This window comes from Paractinoplanes rhizophilus, assembly GCF_042664765.1.
Classification (GTDB): domain Bacteria; phylum Actinomycetota; class Actinomycetes; order Mycobacteriales; family Micromonosporaceae; genus Actinoplanes; species Actinoplanes rhizophilus.
In genome coordinates, this window is record NZ_JBHTBJ010000016.1 from 77,432 (window position 1) to 92,831 (window position 15,400).

At 70.5% G+C, this 15,400-nt stretch carries 18 protein-coding genes; 14 read left to right on the plus strand and 4 right to left on the minus strand.

Going from position 1 to position 15,400, the window contains the following annotated elements; translation table 11 throughout:
- Window positions 1–94 precede the first annotated feature (94 nt).
- The 7 genes from ACFQS1_RS22085 to ACFQS1_RS22115 all read left to right on the plus strand — a co-directional run bounded on the left by ACFQS1_RS22085 (window position 95) and on the right by ACFQS1_RS22115 (window position 6,545).
- Window positions 95–433 carry a DUF485 domain-containing protein gene (locus ACFQS1_RS22085; protein WP_378971313.1) on the plus strand — a complete coding sequence of 113 codons (339 nt, stop codon included), beginning with the start codon at window positions 95–97 and terminating at the stop codon, window positions 431–433.
- Window positions 433–2,106, plus strand: a complete 1,674-nt coding sequence (locus tag ACFQS1_RS22090; protein WP_378971315.1) for a solute symporter family protein — start codon at window positions 433–435, stop codon at window positions 2,104–2,106. The genes ACFQS1_RS22085 and ACFQS1_RS22090 overlap by 1 nt, the downstream gene beginning before the upstream one ends.
- Window positions 2,107–2,183: 77 nt before the next feature.
- Window positions 2,184–3,257, plus strand: coding sequence for an LCP family protein (locus ACFQS1_RS22095; protein WP_378971317.1), 1,074 nt, complete (start codon window positions 2,184–2,186; stop codon window positions 3,255–3,257).
- 10 nt (window positions 3,258–3,267) lie between these two features.
- Window positions 3,268–3,603, plus strand: a complete 336-nt coding sequence (locus tag ACFQS1_RS22100) for a rhodanese-like domain-containing protein (protein ID WP_378971319.1) — start codon at window positions 3,268–3,270, stop codon at window positions 3,601–3,603.
- Complete coding sequence (locus ACFQS1_RS22105; RefSeq protein WP_378971321.1) at window positions 3,600–4,370, plus strand: glycerophosphodiester phosphodiesterase; 771 nt, start codon at window positions 3,600–3,602, stop codon at window positions 4,368–4,370. The genes ACFQS1_RS22100 and ACFQS1_RS22105 overlap by 4 nt, the downstream gene beginning before the upstream one ends.
- A gap of 84 nt (window positions 4,371–4,454) precedes the next feature.
- Window positions 4,455–5,582: a sensor histidine kinase gene (locus tag ACFQS1_RS22110; RefSeq protein WP_378971324.1), complete on the plus strand. Its 1,128-nt coding sequence runs from the start codon at window positions 4,455–4,457 to the stop codon at window positions 5,580–5,582.
- A gap of 84 nt (window positions 5,583–5,666) precedes the next feature.
- A complete protein-coding gene (locus ACFQS1_RS22115; RefSeq protein WP_378971326.1) occupies window positions 5,667–6,545 on the plus strand; it encodes a DUF5926 family protein in 879 nt (292 codons plus the stop codon).
- A gap of 81 nt (window positions 6,546–6,626) precedes the next feature.
- On the opposite strand, the gene ACFQS1_RS22120 is transcribed toward ACFQS1_RS22115, so the two are convergent.
- Window positions 6,627–7,823: an arginine deiminase gene (locus tag ACFQS1_RS22120; protein ID WP_378971328.1), complete on the minus strand. Its 1,197-nt coding sequence runs from the start codon at window positions 7,821–7,823 to the stop codon at window positions 6,627–6,629.
- Between the two features lie 326 nt (window positions 7,824–8,149).
- Between ACFQS1_RS22120 and ACFQS1_RS22125 the strand changes: the two genes are divergently transcribed.
- The 5 genes from ACFQS1_RS22125 (at window position 8,150) to pheA (ending at window position 11,444) form a co-directional block, all read left to right on the plus strand.
- Window positions 8,150–8,827 carry a hypothetical protein gene (locus tag ACFQS1_RS22125; protein WP_378971496.1) on the plus strand — a complete coding sequence of 226 codons (678 nt, stop codon included), beginning with the start codon at window positions 8,150–8,152 and terminating at the stop codon, window positions 8,825–8,827.
- Window positions 8,828–8,909: 82 nt separating this feature from the next.
- On the plus strand, window positions 8,910–9,368 hold the full coding sequence (locus ACFQS1_RS22130; protein ID WP_378971331.1) for a PAS domain-containing protein: 459 nt from the start codon (window positions 8,910–8,912) through the stop codon (window positions 9,366–9,368).
- Window positions 9,369–9,440: 72 nt separating this feature from the next.
- Window positions 9,441–9,830: an ACT domain-containing protein gene (locus ACFQS1_RS22135; RefSeq protein ID WP_378971333.1), complete on the plus strand. Its 390-nt coding sequence runs from the start codon at window positions 9,441–9,443 to the stop codon at window positions 9,828–9,830.
- A 26-nt stretch (window positions 9,831–9,856) separates the two neighbouring features.
- The gene (locus ACFQS1_RS22140) at window positions 9,857–10,477 is read left to right on the plus strand and encodes a hypothetical protein (protein ID WP_378971335.1); all 621 of its coding nucleotides are present in this window, start codon (window positions 9,857–9,859) and stop codon (window positions 10,475–10,477) included.
- 25 nt (window positions 10,478–10,502) lie between these two features.
- Entirely contained in the window at window positions 10,503–11,444 is a 942-nt protein-coding gene (gene pheA / locus ACFQS1_RS22145) for a prephenate dehydratase (protein WP_378971337.1), read from the plus strand.
- Between the two features lie 59 nt (window positions 11,445–11,503).
- Here the strand turns inward: pheA and ACFQS1_RS22150 are convergent, their stop codons facing one another.
- From ACFQS1_RS22150 to ACFQS1_RS22160, 3 genes are all read right to left on the minus strand, one after another.
- Window positions 11,504–12,247, minus strand: coding sequence for an AIM24 family protein (locus tag ACFQS1_RS22150; RefSeq protein WP_378971339.1), 744 nt, complete (start codon window positions 12,245–12,247; stop codon window positions 11,504–11,506).
- Between the two features lie 38 nt (window positions 12,248–12,285).
- Complete coding sequence (locus ACFQS1_RS22155) at window positions 12,286–12,648, minus strand: metallopeptidase family protein (RefSeq protein ID WP_378971342.1); 363 nt, start codon at window positions 12,646–12,648, stop codon at window positions 12,286–12,288.
- A gap of 85 nt (window positions 12,649–12,733) precedes the next feature.
- Window positions 12,734–13,162 carry an OsmC family protein gene (locus ACFQS1_RS22160; protein ID WP_378971344.1) on the minus strand — a complete coding sequence of 143 codons (429 nt, stop codon included), beginning with the start codon at window positions 13,160–13,162 and terminating at the stop codon, window positions 12,734–12,736.
- Window positions 13,163–13,228: 66 nt separating this feature from the next.
- On the opposite strand from ACFQS1_RS22160, the gene ACFQS1_RS22165 reads away from it, so the two are divergent.
- Both ACFQS1_RS22165 and serS read left to right on the plus strand, forming a co-directional pair.
- Window positions 13,229–14,038, plus strand: coding sequence for a hypothetical protein (locus ACFQS1_RS22165; protein ID WP_378971347.1), 810 nt, complete (start codon window positions 13,229–13,231; stop codon window positions 14,036–14,038).
- A gap of 33 nt (window positions 14,039–14,071) precedes the next feature.
- Window positions 14,072–15,334 carry a serine--tRNA ligase gene (gene serS / locus ACFQS1_RS22170; RefSeq protein WP_378971350.1) on the plus strand — a complete coding sequence of 421 codons (1,263 nt, stop codon included), beginning with the start codon at window positions 14,072–14,074 and terminating at the stop codon, window positions 15,332–15,334.
- The last annotated feature ends 66 nt before the right edge of the window (window positions 15,335–15,400 follow it).

The following is a 15,400-nucleotide window of genomic DNA, read 5'->3' on the forward strand; positions in this document are numbered from 1 at the left end:
CACTCGGCGCAGGGTCCGACCGGGCGCCTGCACCGGGAACCGCGGCTTCGTACGTTGCCGGAAATGCCCATCCCCACGAAGGTGGTGAATCCCGGTGACGACAGAAGTGCCTTCCGAGTCCTCCACCGAGAGATACCAGGCCGTCCAGCGGTCCGAGGATTTCCAGCGACTCCGCACCAAGCTGCGCAAGTTCATCTTCCCGATGACGGTTGCGTTCTTCCTCTGGTACCTGCTCTACGTATTCCTCTCCGCGTACGCACGCGGCTTCATGAGCACCAAGGTCGTCGGCAACATCAACATTGCCCTGATCTTCGGCCTGTTGCAGTTCGTCTCGACGTTCCTGATCGCCTGGTACTACGCGCGGTACGCCAACCGCCAGCTCGACCCGATCGCCGACAGCATCCGCAACAAGCTGGAAGAGGGTGCTGAGTGATGCAGTCGCACCTGCTGGCCGCCGAGGCCTCGACCTCCACCTCCCGTGGGCTGACCATCACGCTGTTCCTGGTCTTCGTGGCCATCACCCTGGGCATCACGATCTGGGCCAGCCGCCAGACCAAGACGGCCACCGACTTCTACGCCGGCGGCCGGCAGTTCTCCGGCTTCCAGAACGGCATGGCGATCGGCGGCGACTACATGTCGGCGGCGTCCTTCCTGGGCATCGCCGGCCTGATCGCGCTGTACGGCTACGACGGCTTCCTCTACTCGATCGGCTTCCTGGTGGCCTGGCTGGTGGCGCTGCTGCTGGTCGCCGAGTTCCTGCGCAACTCGGGCCGGTACACGATGGCCGACGTGCTGGCGTTCCGGATGCGCCAGCGTCCGGTGCGCTCGGCCGCGAGCCTCTCCACGGTGGTCGTGTCGATCTTCTACCTGATCGCCCAGATGGTCGGCGCGGGCGCGCTGGTCTCGCTGCTGCTGGGCATCAAGCCGGGCCAGACGTTCCTCGGCATGGACGCCGACACCGCCAAGGTCGCCACCATCATCCTGGTCGGCGCCCTGATGATCATCTACGTGGTGGTCGGCGGCATGAAGGGCACCACCTACGTGCAGATCGTCAAGGCGTTCATGCTGATGCTCGGCGCGCTGGTGATGACGTTCCTGGTGCTGTGGCACTACAAGTTCAACCTGTCGTCCCTGCTCGGGGACGCCGCGACCCAGTCCGGCAAGGGCTCCGCGTTCCTCGAACCGGGCCTGCGCTACGGCGTCGAGACGGCGGACGCGGCGAAGACGTTCTACAGCAAGATGGACCTGATCTCGCTGGGCATCGCGCTGGTGCTGGGCACGGCCGGCCTGCCGCACATCCTGACCCGCTTCTACACGGTGCCGACGAGCCGGATCGCCCGCAAGAGCGTGATCTGGGCGATCGGCATCATCGGCACGTTCTACCTGTTCACCCTGGCCCTCGGCTTCGGCGCGGCGGCCCTGGTGGGCGGCAAGGCGATCACCGCGCAGGACAAGGCCGGCAACACCGCGGCGCCGCAGTTGGCGCAGGCGCTGGGCATCGACTACCTGGGCGGTGAGACCGGCGGCGCGGTGCTGCTGGCGATCATCGCGGCGGTCGCGTTCGCCACGATCCTCGCGGTGGTGGCCGGCCTGACGCTGGCGTCCTCGTCGAGCGTGGCGCACGACTTCTACGCCAACGTGATCCGCCGCGGCAACGCCTCCGAGCGGGACGAGGTGCGGGTCGCCCGGATCTCCGCCCTGGTCATCGGCGCCGTCGCGATCGTGCTGTCGATCTTCGCGCAGAGCCTGAACGTGGCGTTCCTGGTGGCGCTGGCGTTCGCCGTGGCCGCCTCGGGCAACCTGCCGGCGATTCTCTACAGCCTGTTCTGGAAGCGGTTCAACACCTCCGGCGCGATGTGGGCCATCTACGGCGGCCTCATCTCGGCCGTGGTGCTGGTCTTCTTCTCGCCGGTCGTCTCGGGCAGCCCGACCGCGATGTTCCCGGACAGCGACTGGCACTGGTTCCCGCTGTCGAACCCGGGCATCCTCTCGATCCCGATCGGCTTCCTCTGCGGCTACATCGGCACGATCATCTCGAAGGAGGACGACACCGAGAAGTACGCCGAGCTCGAGGTCCGGTCGCTGACCGGCTACGGAGCGCACTAGGCGGATTACTCCCCCGTTTGTGCCGAACGGGAGTGGATGACCCGGCGGATTGGCCGACGCTCCGTAACCTGGACTCCATGTCTACGACCGTCGGACGAGCCTCGGTGAACCCACCACCCCCATACGGTCCGCCACCCGCGAAGCGGCCCCGGCTGAAGCCACGCTGGGGCCGCATCGCCCTTCTCGGCGGCCTGGCCGTGCTGATCATCGCGGTGATCGCCGGCATCTCGCTGTACGGCTACGCCAACGGCCTGGACAACGATCTCAAGCGCACCAACGCGTTCTCGGGGCTCACCGGCGACCGGCCGGCCAAGGCGGTCGAGGGTGCGCTGAACATCCTGCTCGTGGGCAGCGACTCGCGTGATCCCGACGCCAAGGAGGACGAGGCCAACGCCTGGCGCGCCGACACGCTGATCCTCATGCACGTGCCGGCCGACCACAAATCGGCCCAGCTGGTGTCGATCCCGCGTGACCTGTGGGTGGTCGTCCCCAAGAGCAACAGCGCGGCGTGCGGCGACGGCAGCCGCGCCAAGATCAACGCCTCGTTCGCCTTCGGCGGGCTCCCGCGGGCCGTGCACACGGTCGAGTGCCTCACCGACGTGAAGATCGATCACGTCATGGCGATCGACTTCGGCGGCTTCAAGGAGGTCACCGACGCGCTCGGCGGCGTCGACCTGTACGTGGACAAGACCATCAAGTCGATCCACAAGCCGCACCGCGTATTCACCAAGGGCATGATGCACATGGACGGCGCGCAGGCGCTGGACTGGGTGCGCCAGCGGTACCAGTTCCCCCGCGGCGACTTCGACCGCGTGCGGCACCAGCAGGAGTTCCTCAAGGCCCTGATGGACAAGGCGGCGAGCACCGGCACGGTCACGAACCCCGGCAAGCTCGACAACTTCCTCAAGTCGGTCACCGCCGCGGTCACCGTCGACCAGGATTTCTCGCTCAGCGACATGGCCGTCGACCTGCGCAGCATCCGCGGCAGCAACCTCACCTTCATCACCAGCCCCAACAAGGGCAGCGAGACCATCTCCGGCCAGTCGGTCGTGGTCTCCGACCGGGAGAAGGCGATCGCCCTCTACAAGGCGGTGGCGGACGACAAGATGAGCGAGTGGATGGCGGCGAACCTCAAGAAACCGACCTCGTAAGCTGGATGCCGTGTTCGGACCACAGGTTCCCAGCGTGACCCCCAACGAGGTCGCCCCCGGCGCATACGTCCTGGATGTGCGCGAGCCCGACGAGTGGGAGGCCGGCCACGCCCCCGGCGCCCACCACCTGCCGATGATGGAGGTCCCGGCCCGGATGGCCGAGATCCCCACCGACCAGGAGGTCGTCGTGGTCTGCCGCTCCGGCGGGCGCTCCGGCCAGGTGGTGTCGTATCTGATGGGCAACGGCTGGGACAACGTGCGCAACCTCGACGGCGGCATGCAGGTTTGGGCCGCCGCCGGGCGCGAGGTCGTCAGCGAGAACGGGAAACCCGCTCAAGTTCTATGAAAAGGCCACTGGTCTTCGCGCACCGCGGCGGCGCGGACGCGCTTCCCGAGCACACCCTCGGGGCCTACCTCCGGGCGATCGACGAGGGCGCCGACGGGCTCGAGTGCGACGTGCGGCTCACCCGCGACGGGCACCTCGTCTGCGTGCACGACCGCCGGCTCAACCGGACGAGCAACGGCCGCGGCCTGGTCAGCACCAAGACCCTCGCGCAGCTCGACGAGCTGAACTTCGGCTCCTGGCACCCGGGCTACCCCGCCGACGAGGAGCTGCCCGACCTGAGCCGGCTGCTCACGCTCGACCGGCTGCTGGAAGCGCTGCGTGATCGCGGCCGCCCGGTGCGGCTACTCATCGAGACGAAGCATCCGTCACGGTACGGCGCCGAGGTGGAGCGCAAGCTCGTCGAGACGCTCCGCCGGCACCGCCTGCCCGACGAGCGGGTGCACGTCACGGTGATGTCGTTCGCCGCGCTCGCCCTGCGCCGCATCCGCGCCCAGGCCCCCGAGGTGCCGACGGTCTACCTGCTGGAGATCCCGCCGCCCGGGGTGGGACGCGGGCGGCTGCCGTTCGGCGCGCGCATCGCCGGGCCCGGCGTCGGCCTGGTCCGCCTCCGGCCCACCCTGGTGCCGTCGATCAAACAGGCCGGCCATCAGGTGTACGTCTGGACCGTGAACCGCCCCGCCGATCTCGAGATGGTGCTCGAGCACCAGGTGGACGGCGTGATCACCGATCGGCCCAAGTTCGTGCTGGAACGACTGGCCGAGATGTGACGAACCACACGGTACGGTGAATCGCGCCAAGATCCGCAGGCAACCATCTGCCCAAAACCGAGGAAGCGAGGCAGACTCGCAGACATGCCGGAGCGTCCCGACTACGCCGCGCTGACCCGTGGTCAGATCGCGATCCTGGATCGGCTCAACGCCGGCGAGGTGGGGCTGCCCCTGGTGGAGCGCATCGTCCACCTCGCCCAGGAGGTGCTGGGCGCGGACGGCGCGGGCTTCGTCGAGTACGCCGCCGATCACGGCCGCGTGGTCGCCGCCAGCGGCGCCTGCGTCCGGGCGGTCGGGCGCCGGGTCGCCGGCAATCCGCTCCCGCTCAGCGCGCTCAACGAGATCTTCGCGACGCAGGTGGCGGGCGGCGACATCCACCGCGTCCTGGGCGCCCGCAGCGAGGGCGGCTCACTGCACGTCTACCTGCCCGGCACATCGGACAAGTCGCAGGAAGAGGTGCTGGAGCTGCTCGCGGGCTACCTCGGGCACATCTACGCGAACCAGCCGCGCGACCCCGACCAGACCCGGCGCCAGGAAAGTCGCGACCTCTGGCTCGCGGTGACCAGCCACGAGCTGCGCACCCCGGTCACCGTGATCAAGGGCTACGCGGACACGCTCGCCAACCATTGGGAGTCGCTCGGCGAGCAGGGTCGCCAGGAGGCCGTACGCGTCATCGGCGCCCGTTCCGGCGAGCTGGCCCGGCTGGTCGACCGCCTGTTGTCGGCCACCAGCGACGACGGCGAGGTCGGCGGCGGCACGGCCGGGCCGTTCGACCTGCCCGAGACGCTGCGCAACGCCGTGGAGGAGCTGCCGGCGGATCTGCGCCGCCGGATCGTGATGGGCAACCTGCCGGCCGAGCTGCCGAAGGCGTACGGCGAGCGGGAGTCGATCGCCACCATCCTCACCGAGCTCGCCACCAATGCCGAGAAGAACTCGCCGGCCGACTCCCCGATCGAGCTGTGCGCCGGGGCCGACGGCGAGACGCTGCGCTTCCGGGTGTCCGACCGGGGCATCGGCATCCGGCCCGAGCACGTCGAGCGGGCGTTCGAGCGGTATTGGCAGGCCGAGGCGGACGACCGGCGGCGGCATCCCGGGGCCGGGCTGGGGCTCTATCTCGTACGCCGGTTGGTGGAGCGCCAGCAGGGCTGGGTCTCGCTGCGGCCGCGCGAGGGCGGCGGGACAACCGCCGAGGTACGGCTCGCGCGCGCCTGAGCACCGACTTGCGGCACGCCTGAGTGCCGGCTTGCGCGCGCCTGAGTGGCCCGATTCGCGACGCAGCGCCTAGGCTGTCTCGCCGTGAGCAAGCGCCGCAACCAACGCCAAACCGCACCCAAGCGCGAGAAGGTGCGCGACATCTTCGTCGCCCGGCCGTTCGAGGGCCTGGCCGACGAGCCGGAGTGGATCGCCCTGCGCGAGCTGGTCCCCGCCGCCTCGGCGCCGCTGACCCTCAAGCCCGAGATCGTCGAGGAGTACGGCGACCGCCCGGTCACCCTGTCGACGGTCCTGCCGATGGCGTGGCCCGCGATGACCCGCACGGACGGCCGGGTGTTCATCGGCCTCCAGCGGCACGTGCAGTCCGGCGACGTCTCCCGCGACCTGGCGGTGGCGATCCTCAGCGCGCTGCGCACCGAGCCCGGCGACACCGTGTCCGTCCCCGCGCTGCCCGGCGAGGGCCCGCGCCTGCAGGACATCCTGGACGACGGCCCGCTCGACGTGACCATGCAGGAGGGCTTCGAGTACTGGCTCGACGCCGACCAGGCCGAGGACCCGACCGTGAAGGCGTCCCTCGAGCGGGCGAACGCCTCGATCTACCCGACCGTGCGCCTGTCGGCCGCCCGCGCCGCGTACTGGTGCCGCGTGGCGCCCGACAAGGGGCACGTGCGCTGGGTACTCCCCGAGGCCGAGGACCAGGCGCTGGACGCCCTGGCGCGGCTCTCCGCCGCCGGCGACCTGCGGCTGGGCGAGAACACCAAGTTCGCCGGCATGTTCCGCGCGCACGGCCTGCTGGTGCCGGTCTGGGACATCCCGGGCGAGCCCGAGGCCGCCGACTGGGAGGCGCCGCTCGCCGACTTCGCCAAGCGCTACGCCGACACGCTGGCCGAAACCGGCCCGCTCGACGCCGACGCCCGCCGCGCCAAGCAGGGCCTGATCGGCCGCCAGCTCACCTTGCGCTGATGCGCACGGAGCGGTTCACCGGCGATCGGCTGGACCGCTCCGGCCTCCCCGTGCCTGAGCTGATCGTCTCGCACGTGCTCGTCAGCTGAGCGGTGCGCGCTCGACCGGGCAGCTCATGCACCGCGGGCCGCCGCGGCCGCTGCCGAGCTCGCTGCCGCTGATCCGGACGACCTCGATGCCGGCGCGTTCCAGCTGGGCGTTCGTCTCGACGTTGCGCTCGTAGGCGACGCAGAGCCGCGGGGCGATCGCGAGGGTGTTGTTGCCGTCGTCCCACTGCTCGCGTTCGGCGGTGACCGGGTCGAGGCCGGTCTCGATGGTGCGCAGCCGCTCGATGCCCATGGCATCGGCGGCGGCCTCGAGGAACGGGCGGGGCGGTCCGGCGAGCGGCTCACCGTCGGCGTCGGCAATGACCGTGTACGCCCGCAGCGAGTCGGCCGCGTTCGGGTACATCACGACGGCGTCGACGTCGACCATCGTGCAAACCGTGTCGAGATGCATGGTGGCCCGCTCCTGAGCGATCGGCACCACCAGGATCGTGCGGACCGCGCCCGCCTCGAAGACCCGCCGGGCGAGGCGCTCGGCCCCGGCCGGAGTGGTGCGCTCGCCGACCCCGATGGCCAGCACGTCGGGGGCCAGCACCAGCACGTCCCCGCCCTCCACATGCTCGAGCGCCGGGTCGTACAGCAGCTCGACCCCGGCGAAGCGCGGGTGGTAGCGGTAGATCGCCCTGGTGAGGGTGGTCTCGCGGGCGCGGGCCGGCATGGCGAGGCTGGTGACGGCCACCCGGTCGCGCACCCAGACCGAGGAGTCGCGGGTGAACAGCAGGTTGGGCAGCGGGTCGATCACGAAGTCATGGGGATCCATGAGCTCGTACACGAGCCCGCGCGGCCCCGGCTTGAGCTCGCCGTGCGCGAGGCCAGCCATCAGCACCTCGGCGAGCCGGCTCGGGTCCTGGTCGGCGAGGTAGCTCCGGACCCCCGCGCGCAGGGTGTCGCCGAGCCGGCGGTCGTCGAGCACCGCCTGGGTGAGCTCGTCCCGCGCCTCGGGGATGGTCAGCGTTTCGGACAGCAGATCGCCGAGGTAGAGCACCTCGACCCCGCGCTCGCGCAGCGCCGACGCGAAGACGTCGTGCTCCTCCTGCGCGCGCCCCACCCAGGGGATGCCGTCGAAGAGCAGGGAGTCGTTGTTGCGAGGTGTCAGGCGGGCAAGTTCGGCTCCGGGCCGGTGGAGCAGGACGGTCCGGAGCGGGCTCACCTCACTGTCGACGTAGGGAACCATCTCGGTACTCCTCGCGTTTGACCGATGACGTTCTGACTAGATCATGGGACATCGGTGCACGAGAGCGAAGGTGAGGCTAACTTTGTGCGTGAAGCTGCCGAACCGGGGAGACGACGCAAGATGCACCATCCGCAAGAAGTCGCGGTGCATGAATGTCCGATTCATCCCCACTCACTCGCCTCTCTTTCACCTCGATGTCTTGCTTCCGTGTGGGGGCGAGCACGTACGGTAGTGACTAGAGAGCCCGAAGAGACCTTTTGCCGGAGGTCGCAGTGACTGTCTTCCCGCGCCCTGCTCTGCCCGTACCCGTCAAGGCGCCCCCCGCGATAGGGCGCCGACCGGCGGCCTCGACCGCTATTGACACGTCTCGCACTTCGCCCGCCGATTGGGCCCGCCGCCGACGCGCCGAACGAGACGCCCGCCGTCTCGAGGCAGCCGGAAACCGCGCGCTGACCCGACTCGATCGGCTGGGCCCCAACTGGCACATCGTCGACTGGCCGCGTACCGACGCGCAGGGCTATTACGAGCCCGACCTCGCCGACGACCGAGCCGGCTTCCTCGCCATCGGCCCCGGCGGCGTCTACGCCGTGACGGTGGCCGACCACGGCCGCGCCCGCGTGCTGATCGCCGGCGATGTCGTGCAGATCAACGGCAAGCGTCCGCAGTACATCGCGGAGGCTCGCCGTGAGGCCCGCCGCGCCGGCAAGGCGCTGTCCGCCGCCGTCGGCCTGACCGTGCCGGTGACCCCCGTGCTGACCTTCGTCGGCAACGGTGTGATCAGCGTGCACGGCCTCCCCAAGGAGGTCCTGGTCTCGACCGACAAGGAGCTCGACCGCCTGCTCATCGCGGGTGGCGCGCGCATCTCGCCGGCCACCGCCAGCAAGCTCTCGGCCGTCGCCAACCATCCCGGGACCTGGGCGAACGCGCCCTATCGCCCGGCCGGCGACTACCGCTGGCACCCCGACGGACAAACGGCCGCTGACAAGCGGACAGCACGCCGGTAACGTTCCTTCCGGTGTACTCGACGGGCCGCCGCCGCTGACGCGGCGGCGTCGCCCGCCGAACCGAAGGAGCGAGGAGGACCGGGTGGCACACGTCGAGCTCTCCCTGTCGGGAGCGTTCGTGCCCCAGGCGCGCACACCGGCCGAGGCCGAGTTCATGACGGGTCTCGACCGGTGGACATCCGCGGTGGCCGAGGCCGCCGAGCCCTGTCTGGTGATCGACACCGCCACCACGATCCTGGCGGTGTCGGCCTCGTGCTGCGAGCTGTTCGGCCTGGGCAAGCCGGCCGAGGTGATCGGGCAGCCGCTCGGCTCGGCCCTGCGGCTCATCGACTTCACCGCCGGCGCCGGCGAGCTCGACGAGACCGACGTGGAAAAGATCCCGCCGCTGCTGGCGATCCGCAGCGAGCGGCTGGCCCGCGGCCTGCTGCGCACGATGCCCGCCCCCGGCGAGCCCCCGCTGACCGTCGACGCGATCACCACGCCCCTGCTGCTCGGCGAGCGCGTGGCCGGCTCGCTGACTTTCTTCGCCTCGGTGCGCTGATTTCGCGGGTGTGGCGATAACCGCACCTCCAGGGGTTGGGCAAGGACTGATCTCGAAACGTAGTCTGCCCTCATGCTCGATCTAGATCTGCTACCGGAGGAGTACGCGGTGTGCCGGCTGCCGGCCGGTTCGCCGATTCCGGCTTCGCTGGCCGCGGGTCCCGACGAGAAGAGCGTCATCTCGCTGAGCTGGGCCCCCGACGAACTGTCGATCATCTGCCCGGCCGACCGGGTGCCGGACGGCGCGGTGGCCGACACGGCCTGGCGATGCCTGCGGGTGGCCAGTCAGGTCGAGCTGGCGCTGTTCGGGGTACTCGCCTCGCTGATCGGGCCGCTCGCCGACGCCCGGGTCAACATCGTGACCTTTTCCACGTACTCGACCGACTACCTGCTGGTGCCCGCGGTGCGCCTGTCGGAGGCGGTCGGCACGCTGCTGGCCGCCGGCCACCGCATCGCCTCCTGACCCCGGGCGCGCCTACCATGTGCGGCGTGTTCCCCCGCACGCGCCTCATCCCCCTGGGCGTTCTCGTCGGCGCCCTGACGCTGTTGAGCGCCTGTGGCACCCCACCACAGCCGCCGCTCAAGTCGCCGCCGCTCGCCAGCCCGAGCGCGGCCCCGCTGTCGTTGCCGCCTTCGGCCCTGCCCGGGCTGCCCCCGGCCACGACCGGCCCCACGCCGGCCACGACTCCCACCCTCGGCGCCTACCCGACATACCCGGCTTATACCTACCCGACCTATACATACCCGGGCTATACGTACCCTCCGTATACGCCACCGGCGACGACCGCCTCCCCGTCGCCCACTCCGTCGCACGCGGCGCGCTGCACCGGCTCACCCACCGGCGCCCAGATCCTGGCGATGATCAAGGACATGAACGGGATCCCGAAGGTGAAGCTCCAGGTCGACTCCGGGCCCTACTGCTCGGGCGAGTGGTCGTTCACCATGGTCAAGGTGGCCGGCTCGAACGACGATCAGCTCGAGCCGTTGGCGGTCGTGGCCACCGGCAAGGACACCACGCTGACGCCGGTCGCGGTCGGCTCGTACGTGTGCACCAACCGCGTGCTGACCACCGCGCCGCCGGGCATTCGCGTGCTGGCCTGCGGGAGCTGACGGGCCCGCTCGCTAGACTGCCCGCATGCCGGGAACGCCGCCGTCACGCTTCGTCTACCTCGGTCCGGAGGGCACCTTCACCGAGGCCGCCCTCCGCACCCTGCCCGCCGCCGAGCGCGGGGTGCGCACGCCCGCGCGCAGCGTCCCCGAGGCGCTCGAGGCGGTGCGCGCGGGCGACGCCGACGCGGCCCTCGTCCCGCTGGAGAACTCGGTGGGCGGCGCCGTCCCGGTCACCCTCGACGAGCTGGTCACCGGCAGCCCACTGGTGATCACCCGCGAGGTGGTGATCCCGGTCGAGTTCGTGCTGGCCGCCCGGCAGCTCATCCCGCTCGCCTCGATCCGCACGGTGGCCGCGCACCCGCAGGCCTCGGCCCAGTGCCGCAACTGGCTGCTGGCGCACTTGCCGGACGCGGTGGTGGTCGACGTGCTGTCCAACGCCGCCGCCGCGATCAGCGCCGCCGCCGGGGAGCACGACGCGGCCCTGTGCGCGCCGATCGGGGTGCCGCGCAACAACCTGACCGTGCTGGCCGACAAGGTGGCCGACCACGCCGACGCGGTGACCCGGTTCGCGCTGCTCAGCCGGCCCGGCCCGGTGGGCGAGCCGACCGGTGACGACGTCACCTCGCTGGCCGTCTCGATCCGGCACGACCAGGTGGGCGCGCTGCTGGCGGTGCTCACCGAGCTCGCGGTGCGCGGCATCAACCTATCCCGCATCGAGTCCCGCCCGACCGGCGAGCAGCTGGGGACGTACGTCTTCTTCCTCGACTGCACCGGCCACGTCGCCGAGACCCGGATGGGCGAGGCCTTGCGGGGGCTGCGCCGCATCTGCGCCGATGTCCGCTTCCTCGGCAGCTACCCCCGCCACCGCCTGCACCGGGAGGACCCGCCGCCGTCGGTGCCCGGCCTCACCGACGCCGACTTCGCCGACTCGGCCGCCTGGCTAGCGCGCCTCCGCTCTGGCAACTGAGCTGGCTGGCTCCGCTTCGCTCCGCGGGCAATTGCGGGCAGTCCCCTGAGCTACCTACATCAATTTCCGAGGATGTTGCCGAGGAGGCCGCCGCTCTGGCCGGACTGCTGGCCCGCGCCGGCGCCACCGATGCCGCCGCCGAGGAACTCCTCGGAGGGCTGCACGACGACGAAGCCCTGGCCGGCGAAGCTCATCGTGTAGCGCTCGCCGGTGGTGCGGCCCAGCAGGGTGCCCAGGCCGAGCTGCTCGGCGCGGTGGTAGCCGGTCTGCAGGTTGGCCGACCAGCAGATCGCGGCCTGCGGGTCCACGTACGTGGGCTGGTCGACGCTGAGCACCACGGGCGTGCCCTTGGTGGTCACGGCGATCCGGCCGTACCCGGTGAAGACGCAGTTGAACAGGCCGGCGTTCGACATCATCCCGGCGCCGCCGACCATCTTGACGTCGTACTGCAGGGTCGAGTCGAAGGCGAGGACGTTCGTCCCGTTGATGGAGAGCGCGTCGCCCTGCTCGAGGTCGATGAGGTGGACGTCGGCGGCCCGGTCGGCGAGGAACACGTCGCCCTGGCCGCGCACCCGCATCAGCGGCACGCCCTCGCCGGTGAGCTTCTGCTTGATGAACTTGCCCAGACCGCCGGACCCGAGCGCCTCGAATTGGACGTTGCCCTGGTAGGCGACCATCGCGCCCTGCCGGGCCATGAACTCGCCGTTCAGCTCGGCCTTGAGCAGCTTGGAGTTCTGCAGCCGAAGACCGGGCTGGGCCGACTCCTTCTCGAGGTTCTCAGCCGAAAAAAGTTCGCTGCGCATGACATGTCCTCCTGAAGAATTTGATCTCAGGGTAGGACCTAACTCCAACCCAGCTCGTGCAGACGGTGGTCGTCGATACCGAAGTGGTGGGCGATCTCGTGCACCACCGTGATGGCGACCTCGTCGATCACGTCGGTCTCGGTCTCGCAGATGCGCAGGGTCGGCAGCCGGTAGATCGTGATGCGGTCGGGCAGCACGCCGGCGTAGTCCCACCCGCGATCGGTCAGCGACGTGCCCTCGTAGAGGCCGAGCAGGTCGTCGCTGCCGTCCGGCGGCGCGTCCTCGACGAGCACCACCACGTTGTTCATCATCGACAGCAGCTCGATCGGGACCTCGTCGAGCGCCTCGCCGACGAGCTCCTCGAAGCGTTCACGACTCATCTCGACCGGCACGCCGACCATTGTGCCCACATCGGGGCACAGCCGGGTGAGCCGATGCGGTCGGGGCGGTCGAGTCCCGGCCGCATCGGCCGTCGGGCGGCGCCGATCAGGCGAGCTTGGCGCTCAGCGTGATCTGGGCGCCGGGGGAGAGCAGCCGGGAGATCGGGCAGTTCTCCTTGGCGCCCTCGGCGATCTTCTGGAAGGTGGCGTCGTCGATGCCGGGGACGTTGCCCACGGTCTCGAGGTCGATGCGGGTCACGCCGAAGCCGGCGTCGGTCTTGTCGAGGTGGACCTTCGCGACGGTCTCGACGGAGGTCGGGGTGAATCCGGCGTCCGCGAGGCCCTTCGAGAACGCCATCGAGAAGCACCCGGAGTGCGCGGCGGCGATCAGCTCCTCGGGGTTCGTCCCCTCGCCCTCCTCGAAGCGCGACTTGAACGAGTAATTCCCCTGGTAGCCGCCCTTGCCGGTCGTCATCGTGCCGGAACCCTCGGTGAGGTTCCCTTCCCAGCGGGCCGTAGCAGTGCGAATAGGCATGTTCTGAACGCTAGTCCATCGGACGGCCGCTGGCCGGGCGACCGGGCACCGGTCATCATGGGTCACATGCCCCCCGAGCATCGGCAGATCGACCTCGATCTGCCACCCGCCGCTCCGCCCGCCGACGACGTGGTCGAGTTCGGCGGCGACGCGCGCCCGGCGCGGCGTCGCTGGAGCCCGGCCGGCCTCGGCCGATCGCTGCTCACCGACCGCCGCACCGTGCCGCTGGCGGCCGTTCTCGGCGCGGTCGCGGTGCTCGCCTCGCTGATCTCCGAGTGGCAGATCACCACGGTGGACTCCGAGGAGTTCGGCGGCGAGGTCGGCGCCCATCCGATCGCGACCGACGTCACCGACCTCGGCGCCCTCGGCACCGGTTACCTGGTCGGCCTCTTCCCGCTGGTGTGCGCGGTCGTGCTGACCATGTTCGGCCCGGCCGCGGGCCGGCGCTGGGCCCGGCTGACCGGCATGAGCGTCGCCGGCACGATGTTGGGCCTGCTCTTCGCGACCGCCGCGTCCCTGGGCAGTCAGAGCCGACCGCTCCCCGATCTCTACAAGCTCCAGTTCGATCAAGATCAAGTGCAGTTCGCGTACGGGCGGGGCCTGTGGTGCGCGGTGATCGGGGTGTTGCTGGCGATGGCCGCCCTCTACCTCGCCGACCGGCATCAGCCCGCTCCGGCCGCCTTCACCGCGGCCGACGCGCTGGCCGGAGGCGACGAGTCGGCCTGGCGGTGGCGCCGCCCACCGGCCGCGCGCGCCGAGGAGCGCCCGGCCGACCAGCCACTCGAGCTGACGGTCGGGCCGGCCAAGCCGTTCACCTCGCTGGGGGACGACCGCGACAAGCCCGGCCCTTCGGGACGCCGAGGCATATCCGGGTGAAGAAGGCCCCGGCCCGCCGGTAGGCTCCTCACCGTGATTGACCTGCGTCTGCTCCGCGAGGACCCCGAGCTGATCCGCGCCAGCCAGCGACTGCGCGGCGAGCCCACCGAGGCGGTGGACGACCTGCTGCGCGCCGACGAGGAGCGCCGGGCCGCGACCCAGCGCTTCGAGGCCCTCCGGTCCGAGCAGAATTCGTTGAGCAAGCGCATCCCGAAGGCGTCGCCCGACGAGCGCGCGGCGCTGCTGGCCCGCACCAAGGAGCTCGCGGCCGAGGTCAAGGCGGCCGAGTCGGCGGCGAGCACGGCCAACGAGGCGCTGCGCGCGGCCCATCTCGCGGTGCCCAACGTAGTGCAGGACGGCGTTCCCGCCGGCGGGGAGGACGACTTCGTCGTGCTGCGCGAGGTCGGCGACCGCCCCGAGATCGCCGACCCGAAGGATCACCTCGAGATCGGCGAGGGCCTGCGGGCGATCGACACCGAGCGCGGCGCCAAGGTGTCGGGCTCGCGCTTCTACTTCCTGACCGGGGTGGGCGCGCTGCTGCAGCTCGGCCTGCTGCAGATGGCGATCGCCCAGGCGGTCGAGCACGGCTTCATCCCGTCGATCACCCCGACCCTCGTCAAGCCCGAGTCGATGGAGGGCACCGGCTTCCTCGGCGCGCACGCGAGCGAGGTCTACCGGCTCGAGGCCGACGACCTGTATCTCGTGGGAACGTCGGAAGTCGCGCTGGCGGCGTACCACTCAAATGAGATCTTGGATCTCGCGGCGGGACCGGAACGCTTCGCCGGATGGTCGTCGTGCTACCGCCGGGAGGCGGGGTCGTACGGCAAGGACGTGCGCGGCATCCTGCGGGTGCACCAGTTCGACAAGGTGGAGATGTTCTCGTTCTGCAAGCCCGAGGACGCCGGCGACGAGCACCTGCGGCTGCTCGCGATGGAGGAGGAGATGCTCGCCAAGGTCGAGATTCCCTACCGGGTGATCGACGTGGCGGCCGGTGACCTCGGGTCGAGCGCGTCGCGGAAGTACGACTGCGAGGCGTGGGTGCCGTCGCAGGGCCGCTACCGCGAGGTCACCTCGACGTCGAACTGCACGACGTTCCAGGCCCGCCGGCTCAACATCCGATACCGGGACGAGGACGGCAAGCCGCAGACCGCCGCCACGCTGAACGGGACGCTCGCCACCACCCGCTGGCTGATTCCGATCCTGGAGAACCACCAGCAACCGGACGGCTCGGTGCGCGTGCCCAAGGCCCTTCAGCCATACCTCGGTGGCCGGGACGTCCTGGAACCCTCGCGCTAACGGGTAATACATCCGCCGGTCACCAGAAGTCATAGCCGCTGGTAGTTGCGCGGGTGTACCGTTTTC

Excerpts from the sequence above, each read along its gene's own strand:
- ACFQS1_RS22090 (WP_378971315.1), top strand. The coding sequence starts at position 433 with ATGCAGTCGCACCTGCTGGCCGCCGAGGCCTCGACCTCCACCTCCCGT.
- ACFQS1_RS22095 (WP_378971317.1), top strand. The coding sequence starts at position 2,184 with ATGTCTACGACCGTCGGACGAGCCTCGGTGAACCCACCACCCCCATAC.
- ACFQS1_RS22105 (WP_378971321.1), top strand. The coding sequence starts at position 3,600 with ATGAAAAGGCCACTGGTCTTCGCGCACCGCGGCGGCGCGGACGCGCTT.
- ACFQS1_RS22110 (WP_378971324.1), top strand. The coding sequence starts at position 4,455 with ATGCCGGAGCGTCCCGACTACGCCGCGCTGACCCGTGGTCAGATCGCG.
- ACFQS1_RS22120 (WP_378971328.1), bottom strand. The coding sequence starts at position 7,823 with ATGGTTCCCTACGTCGACAGTGAGGTGAGCCCGCTCCGGACCGTCCTG.
- ACFQS1_RS22135 (WP_378971333.1), top strand. The coding sequence starts at position 9,441 with ATGCTCGATCTAGATCTGCTACCGGAGGAGTACGCGGTGTGCCGGCTG.
- pheA (WP_378971337.1), top strand. The coding sequence starts at position 10,503 with ATGCCGGGAACGCCGCCGTCACGCTTCGTCTACCTCGGTCCGGAGGGC.
- ACFQS1_RS22150 (WP_378971339.1), bottom strand. The coding sequence starts at position 12,247 with ATGCGCAGCGAACTTTTTTCGGCTGAGAACCTCGAGAAGGAGTCGGCC.
- ACFQS1_RS22155 (WP_378971342.1), bottom strand. The coding sequence starts at position 12,648 with ATGGTCGGCGTGCCGGTCGAGATGAGTCGTGAACGCTTCGAGGAGCTC.
- ACFQS1_RS22160 (WP_378971344.1), bottom strand. The coding sequence starts at position 13,162 with ATGCCTATTCGCACTGCTACGGCCCGCTGGGAAGGGAACCTCACCGAG.
- ACFQS1_RS22165 (WP_378971347.1), top strand. The coding sequence starts at position 13,229 with ATGCCCCCCGAGCATCGGCAGATCGACCTCGATCTGCCACCCGCCGCT.